Genomic DNA, 21930 nt, shown 5'->3' with positions numbered 1-21930 from the left:
CTGAAGCAACTTAACCAGCGAGCTGCTCAAGAAGCGCCACATAACGGGGTAGCACATTAGCATCCGGATAATCCAGCATTTCTCTTAAAAAACGCTGCCGGTGTTCTTCGATATAAAAAGAATCGCAGCCATTGTTAAGAAAATAATCTATTTTCTCATACACTTCATCGCGGCATTTCAGCTCGGTCTCCGGCATGTAATACGCCACTGCCGAACGCGCCGCGATTAAATAATCAGCCGCCAGAACCGGCTTTTTCGCCCGCACGGCTTCAAATACCACAGAAGTCGCCAGATCGATGATGACATCGGCCCAATTCATCAAGTGCACCGAATGGGCATCGTCGCTGGCAACGCGGACATTGGGTAATTTTTTGATCGAGCTATCCGTGGTCAGCGACTGCTTCCAGCCGCTGCGGGTATGCGGTTTGATGACCAGCTCCACACCGGGAAACTCGGCGATCATATGAACCACTTCACCGACTTCTTCCCAGAATGTCGTAAAGTTGGCTTTTCTCAGGAACATGACAATCTTAAGGCGGCTGTCTGAACGAATCAGCGGCGAAGGCGGCATCAATCCAGCCAGTATCTTCAGCCATTCTTCACAATAACGCGGCGAGCCCAATACGGCGAGCTGGTTGTCTGTCATAAACGGGCGGAAACGCACGGAACATAACTCATTAGGCACCACCACCTTATCAAATATGGTAGCCGCCGAAAATGTAATATCCGGCTCCACACGTCTTTCACCGCGGCGGATCAACTGGCTGGCGTGCGGACTATCGCCATGCGGCAAGGAGATCGTGCCCAATCCCCTTTCTTTTGCCATGGCAATCACGGTTTCAACCCATTCCACACAAATCACCGAATTGCGTTCAATCCAATCAAAAGCGACAACACCTTTACCCGCATCGCCAAAACACCTGTTCAACAGAAATTCAGCGGTATGCCGCCACAACGGCGCACGTTGCTTTTCGTCACAGCGCTCGGCCAGTTTTTCCGCCAGCTTGCCTATCACCTTGATGCGCCGCACATTGCGCGTCAGCATCAACATTTGCAAGCGCCATTTAATATACACGGTCAGCGGAAACAGCTCTTTCATATGCGCAACGCGCACACCTTGCAGTTGGCTTAAGTATTTAACGCGGAAATCGCGGCGGAATTGAGTGGAACCGATCAGCACCACATCGCATTGATGGCCCGATCCAATCCATTTGTAGATGACCGGCGTGACATGATCGATATCGTTATAGTGGCGAAGAAAAAAGAGGGCTTTCATGACTGTGATACGACGGCAAAAATATTCAGAATTCGCAGCATTTCAAGTATTTTCCCAGTTTAAACAGTAGATTCTGTAAGTGCGCGCCATTTTACTCTGGCGACCTTGCAATTACCAGCAACGAATCTTGCGCATTCTTAAAATTATTGCAACAAGCAACACATCGATAAAATTTAACAATAAATATTGCCCAGAAAAGAGGAAAAACCGGATAATCAGCACATCGCTTCAGACGGTAACTTTTCGTACTCAACCATTTACAAAACACACAAAACATTTTCATGAAAACAATCGCTGTAATACCGGCCCGCATGGGCTCATCGCGCTTCCCGGGCAAACCCATCGCAAAAATCTTGGGGCGCCCGATGATTGAACATATTTACAAACGCGTGGCGATGAGCAAATCGCTCGACGCCACTTATATCGCCACCTGCGACGAGGAAATCCGGCAAATCGCGGAAGGTTTCGGCGCCAAAGTGATCATGACATCCGATACGCACGAACGCGCCAGCGATCGCGTCGCGGAAGCGGTTGTCTACCTGGATGCCGATCTGATCGTCATGGTGCAAGGCGATGAACCGATGACACATCCCGATATGATCGATACCGCCGTAGCGCCTTTTAAAGATGATCCGAAACTGGGCTGCGTCAACCTGGTGCGTAAAATTGACCATGAAGCCGATTACCTTGACGCCAATACCATCAAGGTCGTGATGAATCAGCAAAATGATGCGCTGTATATGTCGCGCCGCCCGATTCCGACAATCGCAAAAACCGGTTTCGCCAATACAGCCGCTTACAAGCAAGTCTGCATCATTCCTTTCCGCCGCAGCACCTTGTATCAATACACACATTTGACACCGACACCGCTGGAGCAGCTCGAATCCATCGACATGCTGCGTCTGCTCGAGCACGGCATGCAAGTCAAGATGGTGCCTACCGAATACAATACCCAGGCGGTGGATACCCCGGAGGATCTGGCGCGCGTCGAGAAACTGATGGCAGCGGATCCGTTGCTGTCCCAATACTAGGAACGATCATGTCACTAAAATCAAGATTGAACCGGTCCGAATTGACCATCGGTTCGTGGGTCACGCTGGGGCATCCATCGATTGCCGAAATCATGGCATCCGCCGGATTCGACTGGCTGGTGCTGGATATGGAGCACAGCGTGCTAGAACTCGGCGAAGTTCAAGCGATTATCCAAGTGCTGGACGCCAAGCAATGCCCGGCCATCGTGCGTCTGACATCGAATCATCCCGATCAGATCAAGCGCGTCATGGACGCCGGCGCAACCGGCATCATGGTGCCGATGATCAAATCCGCCGCTGACGCTAAAGCAGCCGTGGATGGCGTGTATTATCCGCCACGCGGACAGCGCGGCGTCGGTCTAGCGCGCGCACAAGGCTACGGTGCAAGTTTCCAGGCTTACCGCCAGTGGCTGGAAGAAAACGCCGTGATCGTCGTGATGATCGAACATGTCGACGCGGTCAAAGCCATCGACGAGATTCTGGCTGTCCCCGGTATCGATGCGTACATCATCGGCCCGTACGATTTATCCGGTTCGATGGGCCGTCCCGGCGATTTGAATCACCCAGACGTGCAAGCGGCGATCGCGCAAGTGCTGGAAGCCGGCCGCCGTGCGCAGAAACCCGGCGGCATTCATGTCATCGAACCCGATCCGCAGGCGTTACAGCAACGCATCGCAGCCGGTTTCAACTTCCTCGGCTACGCGCTGGATATCCGCATTCTCGATTCCATCTGCCGCACGCATTTACAAAGCATTCGCGCAACATTGAAAACATCATGAACTCATTTGTCATTTCCACTTCGTCGTTCGATACCGGCAACAATCCGGCCATTCAGCGCTTGTTACAACAAGGTTTTCAGGTCATCACCAATCCGCACAAGCGCAAGCTCACCGAAGATGAAATCATCGAATTGCTGAGCGGCGGCGCGACCGGCTTGATCGCCGGGATCGAGCCATTGACCGGACGCGTGCTTCAATCCGCGCCGAATCTGAAAGTCATCTCGCGCTGCGGCGCCGGAATGGACAGCGTCGATTTGGCAGCGGCGAAAAATCACGGCATTCAAGTGCTGAACACACCGGAAGCCCCCGCGCAAGCCGTAGCCGAGCTGACGCTCGGTTATATCCTGAGCTTATTGCGGCAAATCGGCACGATCGATCGCGCAGTGCGCAACGGTGAATGGCCGCGCACGCAAGGCCGTCTGCTCGCGGCGCAAACCGTCGGCGTCATCGGCCTGGGGCACATCGGCCGCCGCGTTGCGCGCTTATGCCAGGCGTTTGAAGCCACAGTGATCGCGCACGATCCGTTCGCTACTCAAGTACCCGGCGGCGCGACATTAGTACCGTTGGAACAATTGCTGGCAACCGCCGACATCATCACATTGCACACGCCATACAGTGCGGATACGCATCATTTGCTGAATGCCAAGGCATTCGCGGCAATGAAACCCGAAGCCATCGTCATCAACGCCGCGCGGGGCGGATTAGTGGATGAAAGCGCGCTCGCCGATGCGCTGAAATCCGGCAAGGTGAGCGCTGCGGCGCTCGATGTATTCGAGCAGGAGCCCTATCAAGGCGCGCTGCTTGAATTCAGCAACATCACCCTGACATCGCATGTCGGATCGCTGGCCCGGGAGTCTCGCCAGCGCATGGAAATCGAAGCGGCGGAAAATCTAGTGCAAGGTTTAATCAAAGCAGGTCTCATCAAAAACGGATAACACTATGGTGAATGAAACGGTTGTGGTATTTGGCGCCAGCGGTTTTTTAGGCAGCCATGTCGCCGATGCATTATCGGCTGCGGGCTACCGGGTGCGGCTGTTTGACCGCAGCCCATCGCCGTATCTGAAAAGCAACCAGGAAATGATCATCGGCGACATCATGAACCTTGATCAAGTGATCGAGGCTGCCAAAGGCGCTTCGATCATATACAACTTCGCCGCGATCGCCGACATCGACGAAGCCAACGACAAACCGATCCCGACCGCCACCATCAATGTGCTGGGCAATATGCACGCATTGGAAGCCGCGCGCATCGCCGGTGCGCGCCGTTTTGTCTTCGCCAGCAGCATTTATGTGTATTCCGAATCCGGTTCTTTTTACCGCGCCAGCAAACAGGCCGCAGAACGTTTCACGGAAACCTACCACGAGCGCTACGGCCTGGATTACAGCATTTTGCGCTATGGCTCGCTGTATGGCCGACGCTCTGATAAACGCAACGGCATCTACCGCATGCTGCACGAAGCCGTCGCGCATCATTCCATTACCTACAAAGGTAGCGGCGATGCCATGCGCGAATATATCCACGTGGAAGATGCGGCGCGCATGAGCGTGCAAATATTGGCACCCGAATTCGCCAACCGGCACATGATTCTGACCGGCCAGGAAAGGCTACGCATCAAGGATGTCATGACCATGATCTCGGAAATCCTGCCGTGGCCGGTGGAATTGCATTTTGACGAAGCCAATGCGGTGCACCACTATGAGATTACCCCGTACGCGTTTCAACCACGCGTCGGCCGCAAGCTGGTACTGAATGAACATGTCGATCTGGGGCAAGGCATCCTCGATTGCCTGCGGGAAATTCACCAGGATTTGCATCATAGCGATGAAAACGACGACGCCACGCCGTCCACGTCGGATAATCGCGCCTAACCATGAATAATTTCAACTGGCAAGCGATCATTTTCGACTTCGACGGTGTCGTGGTCGAATCTGGCAAAATCAAAACACAAGCGTTCGCTGAACTGTACCGCGCGTACGGCGACGACATCGTCGCACAAGTGGTGCAATTCCACACACAAAACGGCGGCATGTCGCGCTACCGCAAATTCCGCCATTTCCAGGAGCATTTCCTCAACAAATCGCCATTAACGGAAGCGGAAGAACAGCAACTGGACATCCGCTTTTCCGAACTGGTCGTTGAAGCGGTCATCGCTGCCGAACCGGTACCTGGCGCAATCGAGCTGATCCGCCAGCAATCCGGCAAAATCCCACTATTCGTCGCCTCCGGTACGCCGGAAGTCGAGCTTAAAGTCATCGTCGAACGGCGCGGCCTCGCACCCTACTTTACTGCCGTACGCGGCGCCCCGGCGCTGAAAAAAACCATTATCGCAGAAATTCTGGCAGCACATGGACTGAAGCCTGAATCGGTATTGATGATCGGTGACGCGATGGCCGATCTGGAAGGCGCGCAAGCCAACAACACCGCTTTCCTCGGCCGCGTCTTTCCCGGCGACCCGAATCCGTTCCCGGCGCACATCGAAACCGTGCCAGATCTGCGTGGCCTGGTGCAATAATCTTAAAATGCCGCTGCAACGCAAGGTTTTTCCTGATATCGAGTCATTAAGCCAAGGCTTCGCCGATTTTGCCGCAACCGCGCTGCAAAATACCCTGAACCGCAAACCGCAAGCCACCCTCGTCGTCCCCGGCGGCAGCACCCCGCGCCATTACCTGCCTGCGCTGGCAAAATGTAAGTTGCCTTGGGATCGGATTACTGTCACGTTGTCCGATGAGCGCTGGGTTAATGTCAACGACGATCAATCGAACGAAAAACTGATCAAACAGCATTTGCTGTCACACCTCCCGGCCAATACCCCGTTCGTTGGCCTAAAAACCTCGCACGACAACCCATTCGATGCCATCGAAGCCCTTCATCAACGCCTGGATTCTCTACCGCTACCGGTCAGTCTGACAGTGCTAGGATTGGGAGAAGACGGCCACATCGCCTCGCTGTTCCCCGGCATGAACCCGGATTCGCTATCGGCGCATCACTGCGTCGCGGTTGCACCGCCGATCGCGCCATCGCTGCGCGTCAGTCTTTCGCTGGAAATGCTAGCAAACAGTGAACAGATTGTGCTGGTGGTGACAGGCGAAGGGAAGCGGCGGTTGTTGGATCGGTTAACAACGAATCCAGATACAAAAATACCTTTCATTTGGCTATCACAACTTACCAACTCAGAAATTATCGTTTTTGAGACTAACGAAAAATAGAATGACTGACTCAAATTATTCATTAGTCATGGTTGTAGGCGCTGGTGCGAGTCAGGAGGTCGATCTCCCAACTGGTTATGAGCTAAAGAAACAAATAGCCGAGACTCTAAAAACTCAGCCTGAGGGTATTCATCAACAGTATATTTGTAAAAACCAATTAATCGAAGAAGCTCTCAGGCAAATATTCCGAAAACAAGCTGATCACCAACAAAGAAACATAAATTCTTACCATAGTGCCTGTCAGAAGATTTCTGACGCCATGCCTCTAGCCGCATCGATTGACAATTTCATTGATGCACATCGGGAAGATACAGAGATAACTACTTGTGGCAAGCTCGCGATTGCACACTGCATCCTACATGCTGAATCAAAAAGCAAAATGAGGGTAAATAATCAAAACGCCAACAATACGATTAACTTCCAGGGTCTCGATAAGACTTGGTACAGCTCATTTTTCCGTTTGATCGTGGAAGGATGTCAATTAAAAGACATTCCTGAAAGATTATCCAAAATTGCGATCATTACGTTCAATTATGATCGCTGCATTGAGCATTATCTCCATCATTCTTTTCAAAACTATTACCACATACAACCCGCCCATGCCACAGAATTATTAGCAGATCTAAAGATTTATCATCCATACGGATATCTTGGTCCGCTGCCTTTGGAAATCTCGAGCGCTATCAATTTTGGAGGATCAGCAACTTTTGGAGGATCAGCAACTAATCATCAACTGATTTCCATTGCACAAGGATTAAAAACATTCACAGAAGGAACAAATGAAGAACATAGCGACATCATCGAAATTAGATCTACGATCCGCTCTGCAAAGCGTGTCGTTTTTCTAGGATTTGCATTCGCGGAACAAAATCTTGAGCTTCTTTATGGCAGCAACAAGCCGGCAACTGCACTCAGTTCACCCGTTTATGCAACTGCACACGGTCTATCTGACAGCGATACTCAGGTTATCAAAAAAGATTTGCACGATATCTCAGGGCATCAACCACCAAATATTCATATTCGTAATGATCTTACCTGTGCTGGTTTATTGCGCGAATATGGTCGCAGCTTAAAAATTCGATAAACTAAAACTGAGTACAGGCGCATCAATGGGTGTATCCAAGCTTTTAACCAAAACATACGCTAACTCGGCACGCTCCATTTCGGATAACATAAACGCTTCAGACCGAAGCTTGTTCAAGTTTCAGTATCAAATCGTTCCTCCATTTTCAAGCCACTCCCGGCAATCAGCAGTCAACGCACGCCTGCAAGCCGCATCATAAAGCGCCAGTTCTTCATCGGAAAGCACGTCGCGCCAGCGGCCATTGGTACCTTTGTGCAGGAAAGTCTGCGCGCCGCCCTTGAAGAATTGCCCTCCTCCCGGTGCATACAATTCACCTTGGCGTTTCATTTCGGTAAATGACACAGCCTTGATGATGCCGGACCATGCGTGCTCGGGTACATCGATCTCCAGAAATTCGGCGATGCGACGAACTTCTCGTCCGGTATCCGCGAGCATGTCGTTGTAGTGGAACAATCGGATATTGGGCAGGTGACGAAAATTCCACCACGATTGCACATTGGAGAGGTGCGACCAGTACGGCCAGCCGTCGGTTTCCCATTCAAACCAGCCACGCGTTATCCAGTTCCGCCAAAAAACATGGATATCATCCGGTGGTGGCGGAAGTTCATCACCCACGCGCCCAGGCAACCCGTTCATCAGCATAAACACCTCTTCTTTCAGGCCGGTATAGTGATTCCACAACGACATAAAAACATCGCGTGGATCGCGGGTGATATACAGGTATTTGGTCTTTTCGCAATATGGCATGCCGTCGAGCGGCAGGTGCGTCTTGATAAAGCGGCGGTGCTGCTGCGCCTTTAAGTTATTCAGAACCACTTCGAGTGGAATGATCCGCATATCCAGCCACGGCGACATGTGCGCTGGCGGCGCCGGGAAATTCCCGTCGGGAAAGAGCAAATGCGCAACAATCGCTTGCGTCCACGTGGTACCCGCTTTGTAGGACGTTGCGATGACGATATCGTCAGCACGCGATTCAAAATAATCCCAGCGCGTACTGTCGAAATGATGATTTTGGTAGATATAGGTGCGTTGGAGATGATTCGGCATCTTTTCAGCCTTGTTATGGAATGACGGATGGCTAACTTACAAGGACACCTCCGGTTTGGCAAGCGATTACGATTGTGAAATCACGTCCGGTCACTTTGACACACTGTCTCTCAACGCTTTCCCGCACAGGCAAATGACACCCGGCGCACATCAAGGTACACTGATCTCGTCAATCGTTTTTACGGAATAGCTCCACGAACAACCCTGCGTTCCATCCGGCATCCGGCGAACTTTCGTGAACGCGCGTACCGAACAGCTTATTCATTGCTTAAGGGGATTACTATGACAGATGAATTTCAGATCAGTGGTCAAAGCGCAGCGGCACTCTTCACACTCAAACTTCATCGCGGCGATGGCATGGCGCTCATTGCCATGAATTGGAAGAACGGCCGGCCGCCACAGGATTTCGTTGGTTTCTCCATCGAATACAAGGAACCCCGCGGCGATCGATTTTTCGCGTTGAAAAACCGCCTCGGTTTTCGCGGCGCCGATGGCAAGCTCAACACCACCCAATTATCGACGCGGCTCTCGCCGATCCAAAAATTCCGCTGGGTGCATTTCCCGCGTAACGCCGAACTCGAGGGCGAATTCATCTACAGAGTCACGCCGGTGTTTATGAATACCGCCGATGAACTGAGCTACGGCGATGCTCAGGAAGTGGCGATCGAGCTAAGGCGCGAAACTTATCCGGGATTGCTCAACGTCACGTTCACGCGCGGCTTCGTATCCTCGCAGGCGTTTGTCGACCGGTACGCATCGGCGGGCGATGTCTCGACATTGTTACCGGCCAAGGCAACCGATGGATTGACTTTCACCCCGACCCACCCCAAAACCAAAGAAGCGCTCGCATGGATGGGATTCGAGGCGCGCAGTGCCATTCTCGAAGTGCTCGACCAGGCCATCGCCGACCCGAAGGCTCAGGTTCGCGTGATCGCCTACGATCTCAACGAACCCGGCGTTCTGACGCGCTTGGAGAAACTCGGCAAGCGCTTGAAAATCATCATCGATAACAGCCAGGACCACGGCGAAGAGGACGCCAGTGAAAATCTGGCGGCGCAGCGGCTCGCGGTCTCTGCGGGTGCAGAAAATGTGCAACGGCAGCACATGCTGTCGCTCCAGCACAATAAGGTCATCGTGGCCGATGGCCCCAACACTCAGAAGGTTGTATGCGGCTCGACCAATTTCAGCTGGCGTGGTTTTTTCGTACAATCGAATAACGCCATGATTCTGCTAGGAGCTAGCGCGATCAAACCATTCCTGGCGGCGTTTGAAAGCTATTGGTCGCAGAAACCAAAAGATTTCACTGGCACGGCATCCGCGCAGTGGAACGATCTGGGTTTGACGAAGATTGATGCGCGCGTGGCGTTTTCACCCCACAACAAGTCGAATGCGCTATTGAAAACAGTGGCTAACGACATCGGCGGCAAGACAACATCGTCCCTGTTCTATTCGCTGGCGTTCCTGTATCAGACACCTGGGCCGATTCTCGATGCGATCACCAATGTGACCAGTAACGCTGATATCTTTGTGTATGGCATTTCCGACCGCAAAGTCGGCGGTCTCGATCTGCAAAAACCGAACGGCAATATCGCTCCCGTTTTTCCTTCCGCGCTGACGAAAAACGTCCTTGAGCCATTCTCCGCCGAACCGGTTGGCGGTAGCGGTATCCGCATGCACCACAAGTTCGTTGTCATTGATTTCGATAAACCCAGCGCCCGGGTTTATCTCGGCTCTTATAATTTTTCCTCACCGGCGGACCTCAAGAACGGGGAAAACCTCATGTTGATTCGCGACCGCCGTATTGCCGTCTCCTACATGATTGAAGCGCTGCGCATTTTCGACCACCACCATTTCCGCGTGGCGCAACAGGAAGCCAAGAAAGCCAGGAAACAATTTGTGCTCGCCAAACCGCCACGGAATCCCAGCGAGAAACCCTGGTGGGACGAGGATTACACCGATGTCCGGAAGATTCGCGATCGCGAATTGTTCGCGTAGGCATGCAGATGGGAAAGAATACTTTTTATCGATTAGAGCGGGCACTTTAAAGCAGTTCGGTACCGCCGGGTTTCAACGCAACAACGTTAATCCTTCGGCACCGCCCTTGGCTTGCGGTTGTTGTCGATCGCAACGTACGTCAGCACCGCTTCGGTCACTTTGATGCAGATTTCCTCGCCGCCTTCGCGCACGCCGCGTTGCGCATAAACGGCTACGTCGACGGTAATCGAGGTGCGCCCTATTTTGACGATATCGGCATAAAAACTGACCAGATCGCCGACAAACACTGGATGTTTGAATACAAAGGAATTGACCGCAACAGTCGCAACCCGTCCGTGCGCGCGGCGGATCGCCGGAATGCTGCCCGCCATATCGACTTGCGACATGATCCAGCCGCCGAAAATATCCCCGGCATAATTGGTATTCGCTGGCATCGGCACCATGCGCAATACCGGCTGCCCTTCCGGCAGGTGAACTTGAAGTGATGAATCGTCCGGTATATCAGCCATAGCAGAGAGGTCGCTCAACGGATAGTGATCAAAAGAATTCCTGTTATCCAAGAATACAATGATCTTTCCGTTTGAACCAGAATTTCTTTTTTACACCGATTCCGGATTGGCCATTCCGCTTAAAACACAGGAAAATACCGCGATTGAATTATTTTGTCTGTCTGAGTTATGGAATCCTTGTTTGATGCCGCAGCCCGTTGCCTTGCAGCCGATGAAATCGAAGCAAAACTGCATTTGACCCGGCAAACCGCGCAGGCATGGCGTGATGGCCAGCTAGTGCTGCAATCCCCAGGCAAGCCTGAACCGGTTGAAGAACCCGGCCGCCCGGCCAAGCCTGTCCTGGTCGCACCGGTTGATGTGCCGAAACGCCGTTTGAACACAAACGAAGGACTGGCAGCGTTGATTCATGCGATAACGCACATCGAGTTCAACGCCATCAATCTGGCGTGGGATGCGGTGTATCGTTTCCGCGATCTACCACAAGCGTTTTACAGCGGCTGGATAACCGTAGCGGCTGAAGAAGCATATCACTTCCAATTGCTGCGCGAACGCCTGAACGAATTCGGCAGCGATTACGGCGATTTCCCGGCGCATAACGGCTTGTGGAACATGGCCAAGCGCACGGCTTTCGATCCGCTGGTGCGCATGGCGCTGGTGCCGCACGTATTGGAAGCCAGGGGATTGGACGTAACGCCCGGTTTGATCAAACGAATGCGTCAAGCGGGTGATGAGAAAACGGCAGCCGTGCTGGAGATTATCCTGCGTGATGAAATCGGCCATGTCGCCATCGGATCGCATTGGTTTCAGTATCTATGCCGACAACGCGGACTCGATCCGGAGCAAACATTTCACGAATTGATCAACCGGTATTTTTCCGGGCAGATGTTCGGTCCGTTCCACTACGAAGCAAGACAGCAAGCGGGCTTTTCCTTAGCAGAACTCAAAGCGCTGGAACAAATGGGAATCGCCAAAAAACGTGGCGAAAATACGGCACAGTGAATGACAACCGTTGTAGAGTTACTCCGCTGTCTGGAAATCAGGTCCGCCGCTCAAAGCGGTAAAACGCCAGCATGCCGCGCAGATTCGGCAGAAAATTAACTGGACGGTAATGATTGCTCATCACTTTGCGTTCCAGAATGCGTGCGTCGCATTGCTGACACAGTTCTTCAAAATCGTCCAGTGTGCAGAGATGGATATTGGGTGTGTTGTACCAGCGGTACGGCAGTGTTTCCGACACCGGCATATGGCCGGAAATCACCTGCATACGGTTTTTCCAGTTACCAAAATTGGGAAATGAGACGATGCCTTCATTACCGACACGCAACATTTCCTGGATGATACCCTCGGTATGCCGCATCGCCTGCAAGGTTTGCGACAAAATCACATAATCGAACGAATCCGAGGCAAAGCTCGATAATCCCGCTTCCAGATCATTCTGGATCACGTTAATGCCGTTGCGAAAACATTTCAGCAAATTGGTTTCGTCGATTTCCACGCCATAACCGAACACATCGCGCGTATCACGCAAATAACGCAGCAACGAACCGTCGCCGCAACCCAAATCGAGTATTTTCGCACCGGGTTTGATCCATTCGGCAATAGCGGCAAAATCCGGACGTAATACAAGGGGGGAAGGTGCTGGGGTATTAGTCATGATTTACTCAGATCGTAATATTGTCCATATACGCCCGTACCAGCTGGTGATAACAGGACGGTTCCATCAAGAACGAGTCGTGGCCATGACTGGAACTGATTTCCGCATAACTGACGCTCAGTTCGTTATCCAATAACGCCTTGACGATTTCCTGGGAACGCTGCGGGGAAAAACGCCAATCCGAGGTAAACGAAACCACCAGAAAATTCGCCTTGGCGGCGCGGAATGCCGCACTCAAATCACCTCCGTACGCTGCGGCGGGATCGAAGTAATCCAGCGCCTTGGTCATCAGCAGATAGCTGTTGGCATCGAATAAATCGGCGAATTTGTCGCCTTGATAGCGCAAATACGATTCGATTTCAAACTCCACGTCGAAACCGAAAGAAAGCTCACCCTTACGCAAACTGCGGCCAAATTTCGCCGCCATCGAATCGTCGGACAGGTACGTGATATGCCCCAGCATGCGCGCCAGCCGTAAACCGCGGCGCGGCAAGGTGTCGTAGGCATAAAAATTACCGCCGTAAAATTCTTGGTCAGTCATGATCGCCTGGCGAGCCACATCATTAAACGCGATGTTTTGCGCAGTCAACTTTGGCGCAGCTGCGATCACCAACGCATGGCGCACTTTCTCCGGATAATCGAGCGTCCACTGCATCGCCTGCATGCCGCCCAGGCTGCCGCCGACGATGGCGGAAAATTGCTCAATACCTAAATGCTCGGCCAATTGCGCCTGCGCTTCGACCCAGTCTTCCACCGTCACCACCGGAAAACTCGCGCCATATTGCTTACCGGTACGTGGATCGATACTGGCCGGGCCGGTAGAGCCATGACAGCCACCCAAATTATTCACACCGATGACAAAAAAACGATCGGTATCGATCGGCTTGCCGGGACCCACCATATTGTCCCACCAGCCGACGCTCTTTTCATTTCCGGCATACACACCGGCGACATGATGATTACCGGAAAGCGCATGGCAAATCAAGATCGCATTGGAATGCGCGGCATTCAACTGCCCGTAGGTCTCATAAACCAGGTGATAGCTCTCCAGCGACAATCCGCTTTTCAACTGCAATGGCTTGTCGATTTGCACGTACTGCGGTGTTACCACACCGACTGATTTTGATTCTTGCATGTATAGAAATTAGAAGAGTCCGGATGAAATAACGCAATATATCTGGCGCATTATATCGTCAAAAAAACCGCATACACCAGCAGGCTATTGAAAAACTATCTGTGTTGCCTCTTCAATGTTAAAAATAGATTCATGATGCTCATTTATCATTCAGCCCAACAGCCTCCCTAGAGCAATGGCGGCAGCTCCAATTGCTTAAGAAATTCGTTGTGTTTTTCCGTCGCGTCCTTGATTTGCTTTTCCAGCGCCGTCAATTGCGCATGAACAGCCGCCAAGTCGATTGCATCCTCCGGTTTTGCCGTGCTGATATAGCGCGAGATATTCAGGTTATAGTCATTTGCGGCGATCTCTTCCATATCGACCCGTCGCGAATAATGCGCTTCTTCTTTGCGGAACTGATAGGTGGCGACAATCTTGTCGATGTGCTCCGGCAGCAGGCGGTTTTGCCGTTTGCTTTTTTCGAAGTATTCGCTGGCGTTGATGAACAACACGTCATCCGGTTTTTTGCAACGTTTTAGAACTAAGATGCAGACCGGGATGCCGGTGGAAAAAAACAGATTGGCAGGCAAACCGATCACGGTGTCGATATGGCCGTCTTTTAGCAACTTGGTGCGGATGCGTTCTTCCGCGCCGCCACGGAACAGCACGCCGTGGGGCAGGATGATCGCCATCACACCGCTGTCACTCAGAAAGTGGAAGCCATGCAGCAGGAAGGCAAAGTCGGCAGCGGATTTTGGCGCAAGGCCGTAGTTCTTGAAACGAAAATCCTCTTCCAATGCCTCGGTGGATTCCCAGCGATAGCTGAACGGTGGGTTAGCCACCACGGCGTCGAATTGCAGCTTTTTGGCCGGATTCATCTCGTTGAGGATATCCCAGTCATTGAGCAGCGAATCGCCGTGATGTATCTCGAACTCCGTATCCTTCACCCCATGCAGCAGCATATTCATGCGTGCCAAGTTATAGGTGGTAATGTTCTTTTCCTGCCCATAGATTTTGCCGATACCGTGCGGACCGAGCTGCTTGCGCACATTCAGCAGCAACGAGCCTGAACCGCAGGCGAAGTCCAGCACCTTGCTCAGCTTCGGTTTGGGTCCAGTGGCCGGTTCCTGGCTGTCCAGCGTAACAATTCTGGAAAGAATGGTGGAAATCTGTTGCGGAGTATAAAACTCCCCCGCCTTTTTACCGGAACCCGCGGCGAACTCGCCGATCAGGTATTCATAGGCATCGCCCAGAATATCGATGTCGGTACTGAACTGGGCGATGCCCTCGGCTATCCTCTGAATGATGATGCAAAGCTTGGCATTACGATCCGCCGGTTTCTTGCCCAGCTTCTCGGAGTGCAGATTGATTTCCGAGAACAGTCCTTGAAAGGTGCTCTCGAATGATTTCTCCTCAATGTATTTGAAACCCTTCCACAAAGTATCCAGCAAATCGCCGTGGTGCGTACGCGCCATCTCGGCCACGCTGCTCCACAGGTGCTGCGGCTCGATCACATAATGCACCTTAAGGCGCATCTGCTTCTCGAAATCGGTCACATCATCGGCGTTCTGCTCATACCAGACAGACAAGGGCGCGCGCCGGTCATCGTCAGCCAACTGCGGATAATCCCGGCCCAGCTCCTTCTTCGCCGCCGCTTCGTAGTTATCCGAGAGATAGCGTAAGAATAGGAAGGACAGCATATAGTCGCGAAAATCATCGGCATTCATCGCGCCGCGCAACTGGTTGGCGATGCCCCAGAGGGTTTTGCCGAGTTGGTTTAGCTCTTCTTTAGTCATGAGGGTAATCCTTGCGGTGCTTGATTTTATCTTCCAGCGCCTTCAACTCGGCATCATCCTGCTCATCCGCCGTCCGTGCCTCCTCGGCTTTGCGACGCTGGTCGTAATCCAGAAACAACGGGGAGATCTGTTGCTCCATGCGGGCATGACTGACTGAGCCCGCGCCCGCCAGCAAGGGAAAACCGTTGGCGGTGATGATCTGCCCGATATTCTCGCGCCAGAAGGCCATGCTGGTGATGGTTTGCCGCTTGGCGCGCAGTTCGGCGGTTTCCAGAAAGATCACTACCAACCGGTTCAGCGTGTCGATTTCGTCTTCGGTCAGGTAATTCTTGGCGATCAGAATGTCCTGCTTACGCACCCGCCCGCCTTTCCAGGTCAGCAAACCGAAATGCGCATCGGCCGGATTGGCGCGAGCCAGGATGATCTCGGCAGCGGTTTTTTGCGTCACCGCATACAGCAGCAGGTTTTGCACCGTGGCAAAAAACTGCTGAGTGGCCTGATCGGTCTTATCGTAATCGGACGCCAACGTGAACAACTCGCGCACTTTTTGATAGAAGCGCTTTTCTGAAGCGCGAATATCGCGGATGCGCGCCAGCATCTCGTCGAAATAATCCGGGCGGCCATCGGGGTTCTTCAGCCGCTCATCGTCCATGACGAATCCCTTGTGCAGATATTCCGCCAGCACCGTGCTGGCCCAGCGGCGGAACTGCACCCCGCGCGGTGAGCGCACGCGGTAGCCTACGGCCAGGATGGCATCCAAGTTGTAGTGCGCTACCCGGTAGTTCTTACCATCGGCGGCAGTTGTCAACCAATGGTTGACAACTGATTCCTCGCTCAATTCTTTCTCGACAAAAATAGCCTTCAGGTGCTTGGCAATATTCTGCTTTGTAGTATGAAAAAGCTCCGCCATTTCCAATTGAGTCAGCCAAACCGTACCCAAGTCGGCCCGCAGTTGCACTTGAGCCTGGCCGTCTTCGCCGGTGTAAAGGATAAGCTGCGTCATGCGCCGCCCCCCTCTATGTCCGGGAACAGCTCGGGGTTGAAACGATAGTTCGCCATAAAATCGTTCAATATCTTCTTGAAATACTCCTTATTCTCTTCCAGCATCTCGCGGGGCTCAAACAGCGAATAGTTGCCGTGGCTTAGCACATTGATCAAACGCGCATGCAGTATGCCGTCCTCGTCGTCCTTGTCTTGCTTGATGCAAGCGGAAAAGTTGGGATAACCATGAAAAGTGGCCGTCTTTTCCAGAATGCTGCGCAGGATATTGAAGTGATAGGTATAGAGCCGGTCGGCTTCTACCGCTTCGTGGAGTTGCTTGAGCAAAGCGACATGATGGAAAAAAGGTGTATCGCCGGTATAGCGCAGCGTATAGCTGCCAGCACCTTTGTCGCTATTGAGGAAAAAGGGCTGAAGCGGATTTCCTTTTCTATCATTCAGCGCATTCCACACCACATTGAAAAAAAGTGCGTGGTGGGATGAAATGACAGCCTTTATTTTTCCGTTGGAGTCTTTCAGCAGATGCGCCAGATGGGCCGCCACGGCAATGACATTATTGTCGTCCAGCGAAGAAATGGGGTCATCGACATAAATGTATTTGACCCACGCATAGGTCTCTTGCCCGTCTATCGCCAGTTGGGCCACCGCGAGAAAGAAACACCAGACAAAGATATTCTCTTCACCTCGCGATACCTTAATCGGCAAGGGATCGCCGTTTTCATCCCGGTCGCGGAAGAAGGTGATTTCCCATTCGGCGTAATCGATGAAAAAGTTAAAGTCCGCATAGCGCGCCAGCAACGGTCCGATACGATTTTCCATCTCCAATTCTTGCAAGCCACCGAAGAAACGCGAGTCACGATTCAAGCACAACACGCGACGCGCATCGTTTTCCAGATCATTATCCCAATTGAACAGGTCTTCGGTGAAGGCGTTGAAGTAAAGCGTGTCCCGCACCTCATCGTTCTTTCCCAGGTCTTTGAATGCCATCGACAGGCGGGTCTTGCCCGTGCCGTTGTGGGCGAAGAGCAGGACGTAATGAATCAGCCTGTTCGGCTTATTTCTCTGTGGTAAGCCGCTTACTAGCACATCGCGCAAGTGCGTTGCGACCTCGTTAAGACCGGCGAAGTTGGCGAGTCCGTTGCTCATGAATTCACTTCATTTATAGCTGGGAAGAGCTGTTGCATCAGCCCTTTTTTGTGAGCCTTGAGGGCGTCGAGTTTTTGGGTTTGGGTGGCGATAAGCTCATCAAGGGAGGCGAGACAGGAGGCGATTTTTTGTTGTTCACTAAGGGAAGGAATGGATATATGCATTTCCTTAAAATAGGGAAGCCCTATAGTTTTAATCGTACTCCCAACTGCAATTCTTTCAAAAGTAGGCTTTAGAATCTGTAATTTGTAATATAAAAACCAATTCGATAGCTCGGAATCATTACAATCCCAAGCTATAAAATGCTGGCTAATGGCCATCTCGGAATGTAGGACAGCGCTCTTTCCTACACCAGCATCACGGCTAAGAATCACCGTACCAGCGGGATGAAGTACTGCGGAGGAATTTTCGATTCCTTCTTTCGAAATCTCAATCTTAGTGTTGTAAATATACCCGACATCAAGCTTATTTGAATCAGCCAGTGATACCCATTTGATTCCACCGTTGTAATAGCTGGATACTTGTTTATTTGGTGTGTGCCCAGACCCTCTCCTTGCTAACTCTTCAAGTTTCTTAACAGCCCACTCCCCCTTATCCCAAAACTCAGGAAAGCGCAGCTTAGGCACGGTTTCACCTTCGGCGGGGAAGAGTTGCTGCATCAAGCCTTTTTTATGGGTCTTGAGGGCGGCGAGTTTTTGGGATTGGGCGGTGATCAGCTCGTCGACGGATGTAAGGCAATCGGCGATTTTTTGCTGTTCTTCTGTTTCAGGAACCAGAAGATTTACGTCTTTGAAGAACTCTGTAACACTGACATTTAGGAGTCCATGGGCTCTGCCACCCTCTTGCGCGATTTTTCCTATTTCAGGATTTAGCAGCCCAGTTTCAAAATAATGCTCGAAGAAAGACTCGTTAAATTCTTTCTTGGTTCTAAAACACATGTAGAGAGTTGAAACAACACCTTTGTCATACTGCTTTAGTCGCTTGATAGTTCCCATTGGATAACCTTGGGAGTAGCTCTTGTTGTATGCGAAATCACCTTTATGAAGCAGGTAATAAGCTGACAAGTCCTTCGCCGCCACTTTCTTATTGAAATAATCTAACTGACTTACCAATCCCAATTGTGCTGAGATAGTTAAAGCATTTTGATTGTCTTCTGAATTTTTGGTCGTAAGTCTTTTAAAAATTTCTTCAAAAGGCTTGTATACCCACCCCCCCGCATCCCGAAACTCAGAAAAGCGACGCTCTGGCACCAAGGCTTTATTCTCTTGCTTACTCATACGCACTCAATCCCGAAATCTCGCGCCCGCCCGCGAGTTTGTTCAGGTAGGGCGCCAACTCTTCCATCAGCGCCAACTCGGCGGTGCGTCGCTGCTTCCAGCCCAGCCCAAGCGAGCTAAGCAGGTCGGTGAGCTGCTCGCCGTCGAATATCATGCGATCCATGACGGCATCGACAAAAGCTTGCAGCGCGGCAGTTTGCAGGCCGTGTTTCTCGGCAATGCGAGCCAGTCCGGCGGCGGCCTTCTGCGTCTTGAATGCTTGATAGCCCTCGCGGATTTCTTTTTCATTCAACACTTCGCCGGTTTTCAGACTGTTGATATAGGCGATGATGTCTTCGCGTTCTTCCATCAAGTTGGCGTTGGCACTGATCAGCTCGATGAGCTGGGCGCGGGTCATCTTCTGTTTGCCGCCCTTCTGAGTGGATTTTGCGATCAGCGCCATGATGTAGTCATAGTCGATGAGGCTGGAGGCGAACAGCACCAGATCGAATTCCAGTTGTTCCACCTCGGGAGCGGTTTCATCGCCTTTGCCTTGCTTGTGCTTGAGTTCTTGCGCGGTATCGAGATACATGGCCTTGAAGCCGCGCAGGGCATCGATGGGCAGCTTCTGCTCGATGGTCTGTTTGCTCTGCTCGTCGAGATCGGTGTATTGCTCCAGTTGGGTTTTGAGCTTTTGCACTTCCTTGAAGCGGTTGATGAACTCGGCCTTGGCGGTGTCGCCCTTGAGGTTGACCACTTGCGAGGGCTCGCAGGCCAGCCCTTTGGCGGCCATGAATTTCTCCAGTTCGCCCACGGCTTCCTGGTATTTTTCCACCACCTTGGGGGCGGGATCGACCAGCCAGATTTCCCGTGCCCGGTCGATGGCCGCGCCGGAAAACAGCTTGATGGCGGCGTCCACTTCGTCTTCCTGATAGCGGAAGTCGAGGATGTTGCCCCAGGGCTTGGTGTCGTTGAGCACGCGGTTGGTGCGCGAAAGCGCCTGAATCAGGCCGTGGTGCTTGAGGTTTTTATCGACATACAGGGTGTTGAGATACTTGGAATCAAAGCCGGTAAGCAGCATGTCCACCACGATCACGATGTCGATCTTGTTTTTGCGCGGATAGTCGGCGTTGCTGTACTTCTGATCCTTGATGCGCTGCTGCACGTCCTGATAGTAGAGGTCGAAGTTGTAGATATCGTGGTTGGTGCCATATTGCTGGTTGTAGTCGGCAATGATGGTCTTGAGCGCAGCCTTCTTTTTCTCTGGCTCTTGCTGGTTATCGGCCTTTTCCTGCGCCAGGTCTTCCTGTAGCTGCTGCACATCCTTGTCGCCTTCCGCCGGGGGCGAGAACACGCAAGCGATATTCAGCGGCTCGAAGGTTTCGTCTTCGGCCTGTTTTTGCGCCCGCATGAATTTGAACAGCCCGTAATAGTCAATGGCGTTGTTGATGGAGGCCGTGGCCAAGATGGCATTGAAGCGGCGATGACCGGTGGCACTGTCGTGCTTTTCCAGTATGGCGTTGATAACAGCTTCCGGCGGGTAGGTCTGCCCCTTCTTCGGCTTCTTATCACTCTCCTTGCCGAAATAGTCGATGTGAAAGCTCAGTACATTCTTGTCGTCAATGGCGTGGGTGATGGTGTAGGCGTGCAGCTCTTTTTCAAAGATGTCCTTGGTGGTTTTGTATGAGCCGACATTGCCGTCGATCTGCTGATAGGTGGCATTTTCGTCGAAGATCGGCGTACCGGTAAAACCAAACAGTTGCGCCCTGGGGAAAAATTCCTTGATGGTCTTATGGTTCTCGCCGAACTGGGAGCGGTGACATTCGTCGAAGATGAACACCACGCGCTTGTCACGCAGCGGTTCGAGGCGTTCCTTGTAAGTCTGTTTGCCCTCTTTTTGCTTCGCCTTGTTACGTTTGCTGTTCTCGTCCAGCGCCAGCCCAAGCTTCTGGATAGTGGTGACGATGACCTTGTCAGCATAGTCCTCCGACAACATGCGGCGCACCAGGGTTTCGGTGTTGGTATTGTGCTCGACGCAGCCTTCCTGGAATTTGTTGAATTCTTCGCGGGTCTGACGGTCGAGATCTTTGCGGTCCACCACGAACAGGCATTTCTCGATATCAGGGTTGTCTTTCAGCAGGGTGGAGGCCTTGAACGAGGTAAGCGTCTTGCCGCTGCCGGTGGTGTGCCAAATATAGCCGTTGCCGCGATTCTGGTGGATACAATCCACAATCGCTTTGACCGCGTAAATTTGGTAGGGGCGCATGACAAGGATTTTCTGTTCGCTTTGCACCAACACCATGTAACGGCTGATCAACTGCCCCAAGGCGCACTTCTCGAGGAAGGCGTCGGCAAAATCGTGCAAATGGGCGATTTTGTTGTTGGCTTCATCAGCAAGCTGGTAGATGGGCAGGAAGCGCTCGTCGGCGTTGAAGCTGAAATGCTGGTTACGGTTGTTGGCAAAGTAGCGGGTATCGCTTTCGTTGCTGACGACGAACAACTGCATGAAGCAGAGCAACGAATTGGTGTAGCCGTTGCCCGGATCGTTCTTGTAATCGACGATCTGCTCCATGGCGCGGCGCGGACTGACTTGCAGCGCTTTCAGCTCGATCTGCACCAGCGGCAGGCCGTTGATCAGAAGAATAACGTCGTAGCGTTGAAAACTGTTGTCAGTGTTAATGCGGAGTTGATTAATGACTTCGAACTCGTTTTTGCACCAGTCGCGGAGATTGACCAGCATGTATTCCAGCGGAGTGCCGTCCTCGCGGGTGAATTTGCCCTTCTCGCGCAGGGCCTGAGCAGCGGCAAAGACATCGGCGGTGACGATCTCGTCACGCAGTCGGGCGAATTCGGCATCGGTGAGATTGACTCTGTTGAGCTGCTGGAATTTTTTACGGAAATTTTGCTCAAGCGTTGCTTTGTCACGGATGTCTGGGCGGAGAATGTATTTGAGTTCGCCCAGTTTGGTGATCAAATTTTGTTCAATTTGCGATTCTGCTGTCGTCATCGGAATGAGTGGCAAAACTGTCTGCTTGCA

The 21930-nt window shown here is 52.1% G+C and carries 20 protein-coding genes; 9 read left to right on the top strand and 11 right to left on the bottom strand.

Annotation, left to right across the window (positions count from 1 at the left end; translation table 11 throughout):
- Positions 1-10 precede the first annotated feature (10 nt).
- Complete coding sequence (locus BLU57_RS01945) at positions 11-1276, bottom strand: hypothetical protein (RefSeq protein WP_090315485.1); 1266 nt, start codon at positions 1274-1276, stop codon at positions 11-13.
- Between the two features lie 281 nt (positions 1277-1557).
- Between BLU57_RS01945 and BLU57_RS01940 the strand changes: the two genes are divergently transcribed.
- From BLU57_RS01940 to BLU57_RS01910, 7 genes are read left to right on the top strand one after another with little or no spacing between them, the layout of a single operon-like run.
- Positions 1558-2307, top strand: coding sequence for a 3-deoxy-manno-octulosonate cytidylyltransferase (locus BLU57_RS01940; protein WP_090315482.1), 750 nt, complete (start codon positions 1558-1560; stop codon positions 2305-2307).
- An 8-nt stretch (positions 2308-2315) separates the two neighbouring features.
- Positions 2316-3086 carry an HpcH/HpaI aldolase family protein gene (locus BLU57_RS01935; RefSeq protein ID WP_090315480.1) on the top strand — a complete coding sequence of 257 codons (771 nt, stop codon included), beginning with the start codon at positions 2316-2318 and terminating at the stop codon, positions 3084-3086.
- Positions 3083-4021 carry a phosphoglycerate dehydrogenase gene (locus BLU57_RS01930; RefSeq protein ID WP_090315479.1) on the top strand — a complete coding sequence of 313 codons (939 nt, stop codon included), beginning with the start codon at positions 3083-3085 and terminating at the stop codon, positions 4019-4021. Before BLU57_RS01935 ends, BLU57_RS01930 begins: the two co-directional genes overlap by 4 nt.
- Before the next feature lie 4 nt (positions 4022-4025).
- On the top strand, positions 4026-4955 hold the full coding sequence (locus BLU57_RS01925; protein WP_090315477.1) for an NAD-dependent epimerase/dehydratase family protein: 930 nt from the start codon (positions 4026-4028) through the stop codon (positions 4953-4955).
- A gap of 2 nt (positions 4956-4957) precedes the next feature.
- Positions 4958-5599 (top strand): HAD family hydrolase, encoded by a 642-nt coding sequence (locus tag BLU57_RS01920; protein ID WP_090315475.1) that lies wholly within the window; start codon positions 4958-4960, stop codon positions 5597-5599.
- A gap of 7 nt (positions 5600-5606) precedes the next feature.
- Positions 5607-6293, top strand: coding sequence for a 6-phosphogluconolactonase (gene pgl, locus BLU57_RS01915; RefSeq protein ID WP_090315472.1), 687 nt, complete (start codon positions 5607-5609; stop codon positions 6291-6293).
- Between the two features lies 1 nt (position 6294).
- The gene (locus tag BLU57_RS01910) at positions 6295-7377 is read left to right on the top strand and encodes an SIR2 family protein (protein ID WP_090315468.1); all 1083 of its coding nucleotides are present in this window, start codon (positions 6295-6297) and stop codon (positions 7375-7377) included.
- A gap of 126 nt (positions 7378-7503) precedes the next feature.
- On the opposite strand, the gene BLU57_RS01905 is transcribed toward BLU57_RS01910, so the two are convergent.
- Both BLU57_RS01905 and BLU57_RS16205 read right to left on the bottom strand, forming a co-directional pair.
- The gene (locus BLU57_RS01905; protein ID WP_090315466.1) at positions 7504-8424 is read right to left on the bottom strand and encodes a sulfotransferase domain-containing protein; all 921 of its coding nucleotides are present in this window, start codon (positions 8422-8424) and stop codon (positions 7504-7506) included.
- Between the two features lie 261 nt (positions 8425-8685).
- Positions 8686-8937, bottom strand: a complete 252-nt coding sequence (locus BLU57_RS16205; protein WP_218131623.1) for a hypothetical protein — start codon at positions 8935-8937, stop codon at positions 8686-8688.
- A gap of 102 nt (positions 8938-9039) precedes the next feature.
- On the opposite strand from BLU57_RS16205, the gene BLU57_RS01900 reads away from it, so the two are divergent.
- Positions 9040-10419, top strand: coding sequence for a phospholipase D-like domain-containing protein (locus tag BLU57_RS01900; RefSeq protein WP_256206093.1), 1380 nt, complete (start codon positions 9040-9042; stop codon positions 10417-10419).
- 86 nt (positions 10420-10505) lie between these two features.
- Here the strand turns inward: BLU57_RS01900 and BLU57_RS01895 are convergent, their stop codons facing one another.
- Positions 10506-10928, bottom strand: coding sequence for an acyl-CoA thioesterase (locus BLU57_RS01895; protein WP_090315462.1), 423 nt, complete (start codon positions 10926-10928; stop codon positions 10506-10508).
- A 168-nt stretch (positions 10929-11096) separates the two neighbouring features.
- Between BLU57_RS01895 and BLU57_RS01890 the strand changes: the two genes are divergently transcribed.
- Positions 11097-11927 (top strand): ferritin-like domain-containing protein, encoded by an 831-nt coding sequence (locus tag BLU57_RS01890; RefSeq protein ID WP_090315460.1) that lies wholly within the window; start codon positions 11097-11099, stop codon positions 11925-11927.
- Positions 11928-11964: 37 nt separating this feature from the next.
- On the opposite strand, the gene metW is transcribed toward BLU57_RS01890, so the two are convergent.
- From metW to BLU57_RS01855, 7 genes are all read right to left on the bottom strand, one after another.
- Complete coding sequence (metW, locus tag BLU57_RS01885; protein ID WP_090315458.1) at positions 11965-12582, bottom strand: methionine biosynthesis protein MetW; 618 nt, start codon at positions 12580-12582, stop codon at positions 11965-11967.
- Positions 12583-12589: 7 nt separating this feature from the next.
- A complete protein-coding gene (gene metX, locus BLU57_RS01880; protein WP_090315456.1) occupies positions 12590-13717 on the bottom strand; it encodes a homoserine O-succinyltransferase MetX in 1128 nt (375 codons plus the stop codon).
- A 167-nt stretch (positions 13718-13884) separates the two neighbouring features.
- Entirely contained in the window at positions 13885-15492 is a 1608-nt protein-coding gene (locus BLU57_RS01875; protein ID WP_090315454.1) for a type I restriction-modification system subunit M, read from the bottom strand.
- Entirely contained in the window at positions 15485-16495 is a 1011-nt protein-coding gene (locus tag BLU57_RS01870) for a virulence RhuM family protein (RefSeq protein ID WP_090315453.1), read from the bottom strand. Before BLU57_RS01870 ends, BLU57_RS01875 begins: the two co-directional genes overlap by 8 nt.
- Complete coding sequence (locus BLU57_RS01865; protein ID WP_090315452.1) at positions 16492-17637, bottom strand: AAA family ATPase; 1146 nt, start codon at positions 17635-17637, stop codon at positions 16492-16494. Before BLU57_RS01865 ends, BLU57_RS01870 begins: the two co-directional genes overlap by 4 nt.
- Entirely contained in the window at positions 17634-18914 is a 1281-nt protein-coding gene (locus BLU57_RS01860) for a restriction endonuclease subunit S (RefSeq protein ID WP_090315450.1), read from the bottom strand. The genes BLU57_RS01865 and BLU57_RS01860 overlap by 4 nt, the downstream gene beginning before the upstream one ends.
- Complete coding sequence (locus BLU57_RS01855; protein ID WP_256206085.1) at positions 18907-21915, bottom strand: type I restriction endonuclease subunit R; 3009 nt, start codon at positions 21913-21915, stop codon at positions 18907-18909. Before BLU57_RS01855 ends, BLU57_RS01860 begins: the two co-directional genes overlap by 8 nt.
- Positions 21916-21930 lie beyond the last annotated feature (15 nt).

Origin of the sequence: Nitrosomonas oligotropha, from assembly GCF_900106555.1 — a bacterium.
GTDB classification, from domain to species: domain Bacteria; phylum Pseudomonadota; class Gammaproteobacteria; order Burkholderiales; family Nitrosomonadaceae; genus Nitrosomonas; species Nitrosomonas oligotropha_A.
Note: the sequence above shows the minus strand (reverse complement) of the source record. Positions and strands in the feature narration are given on the sequence as shown.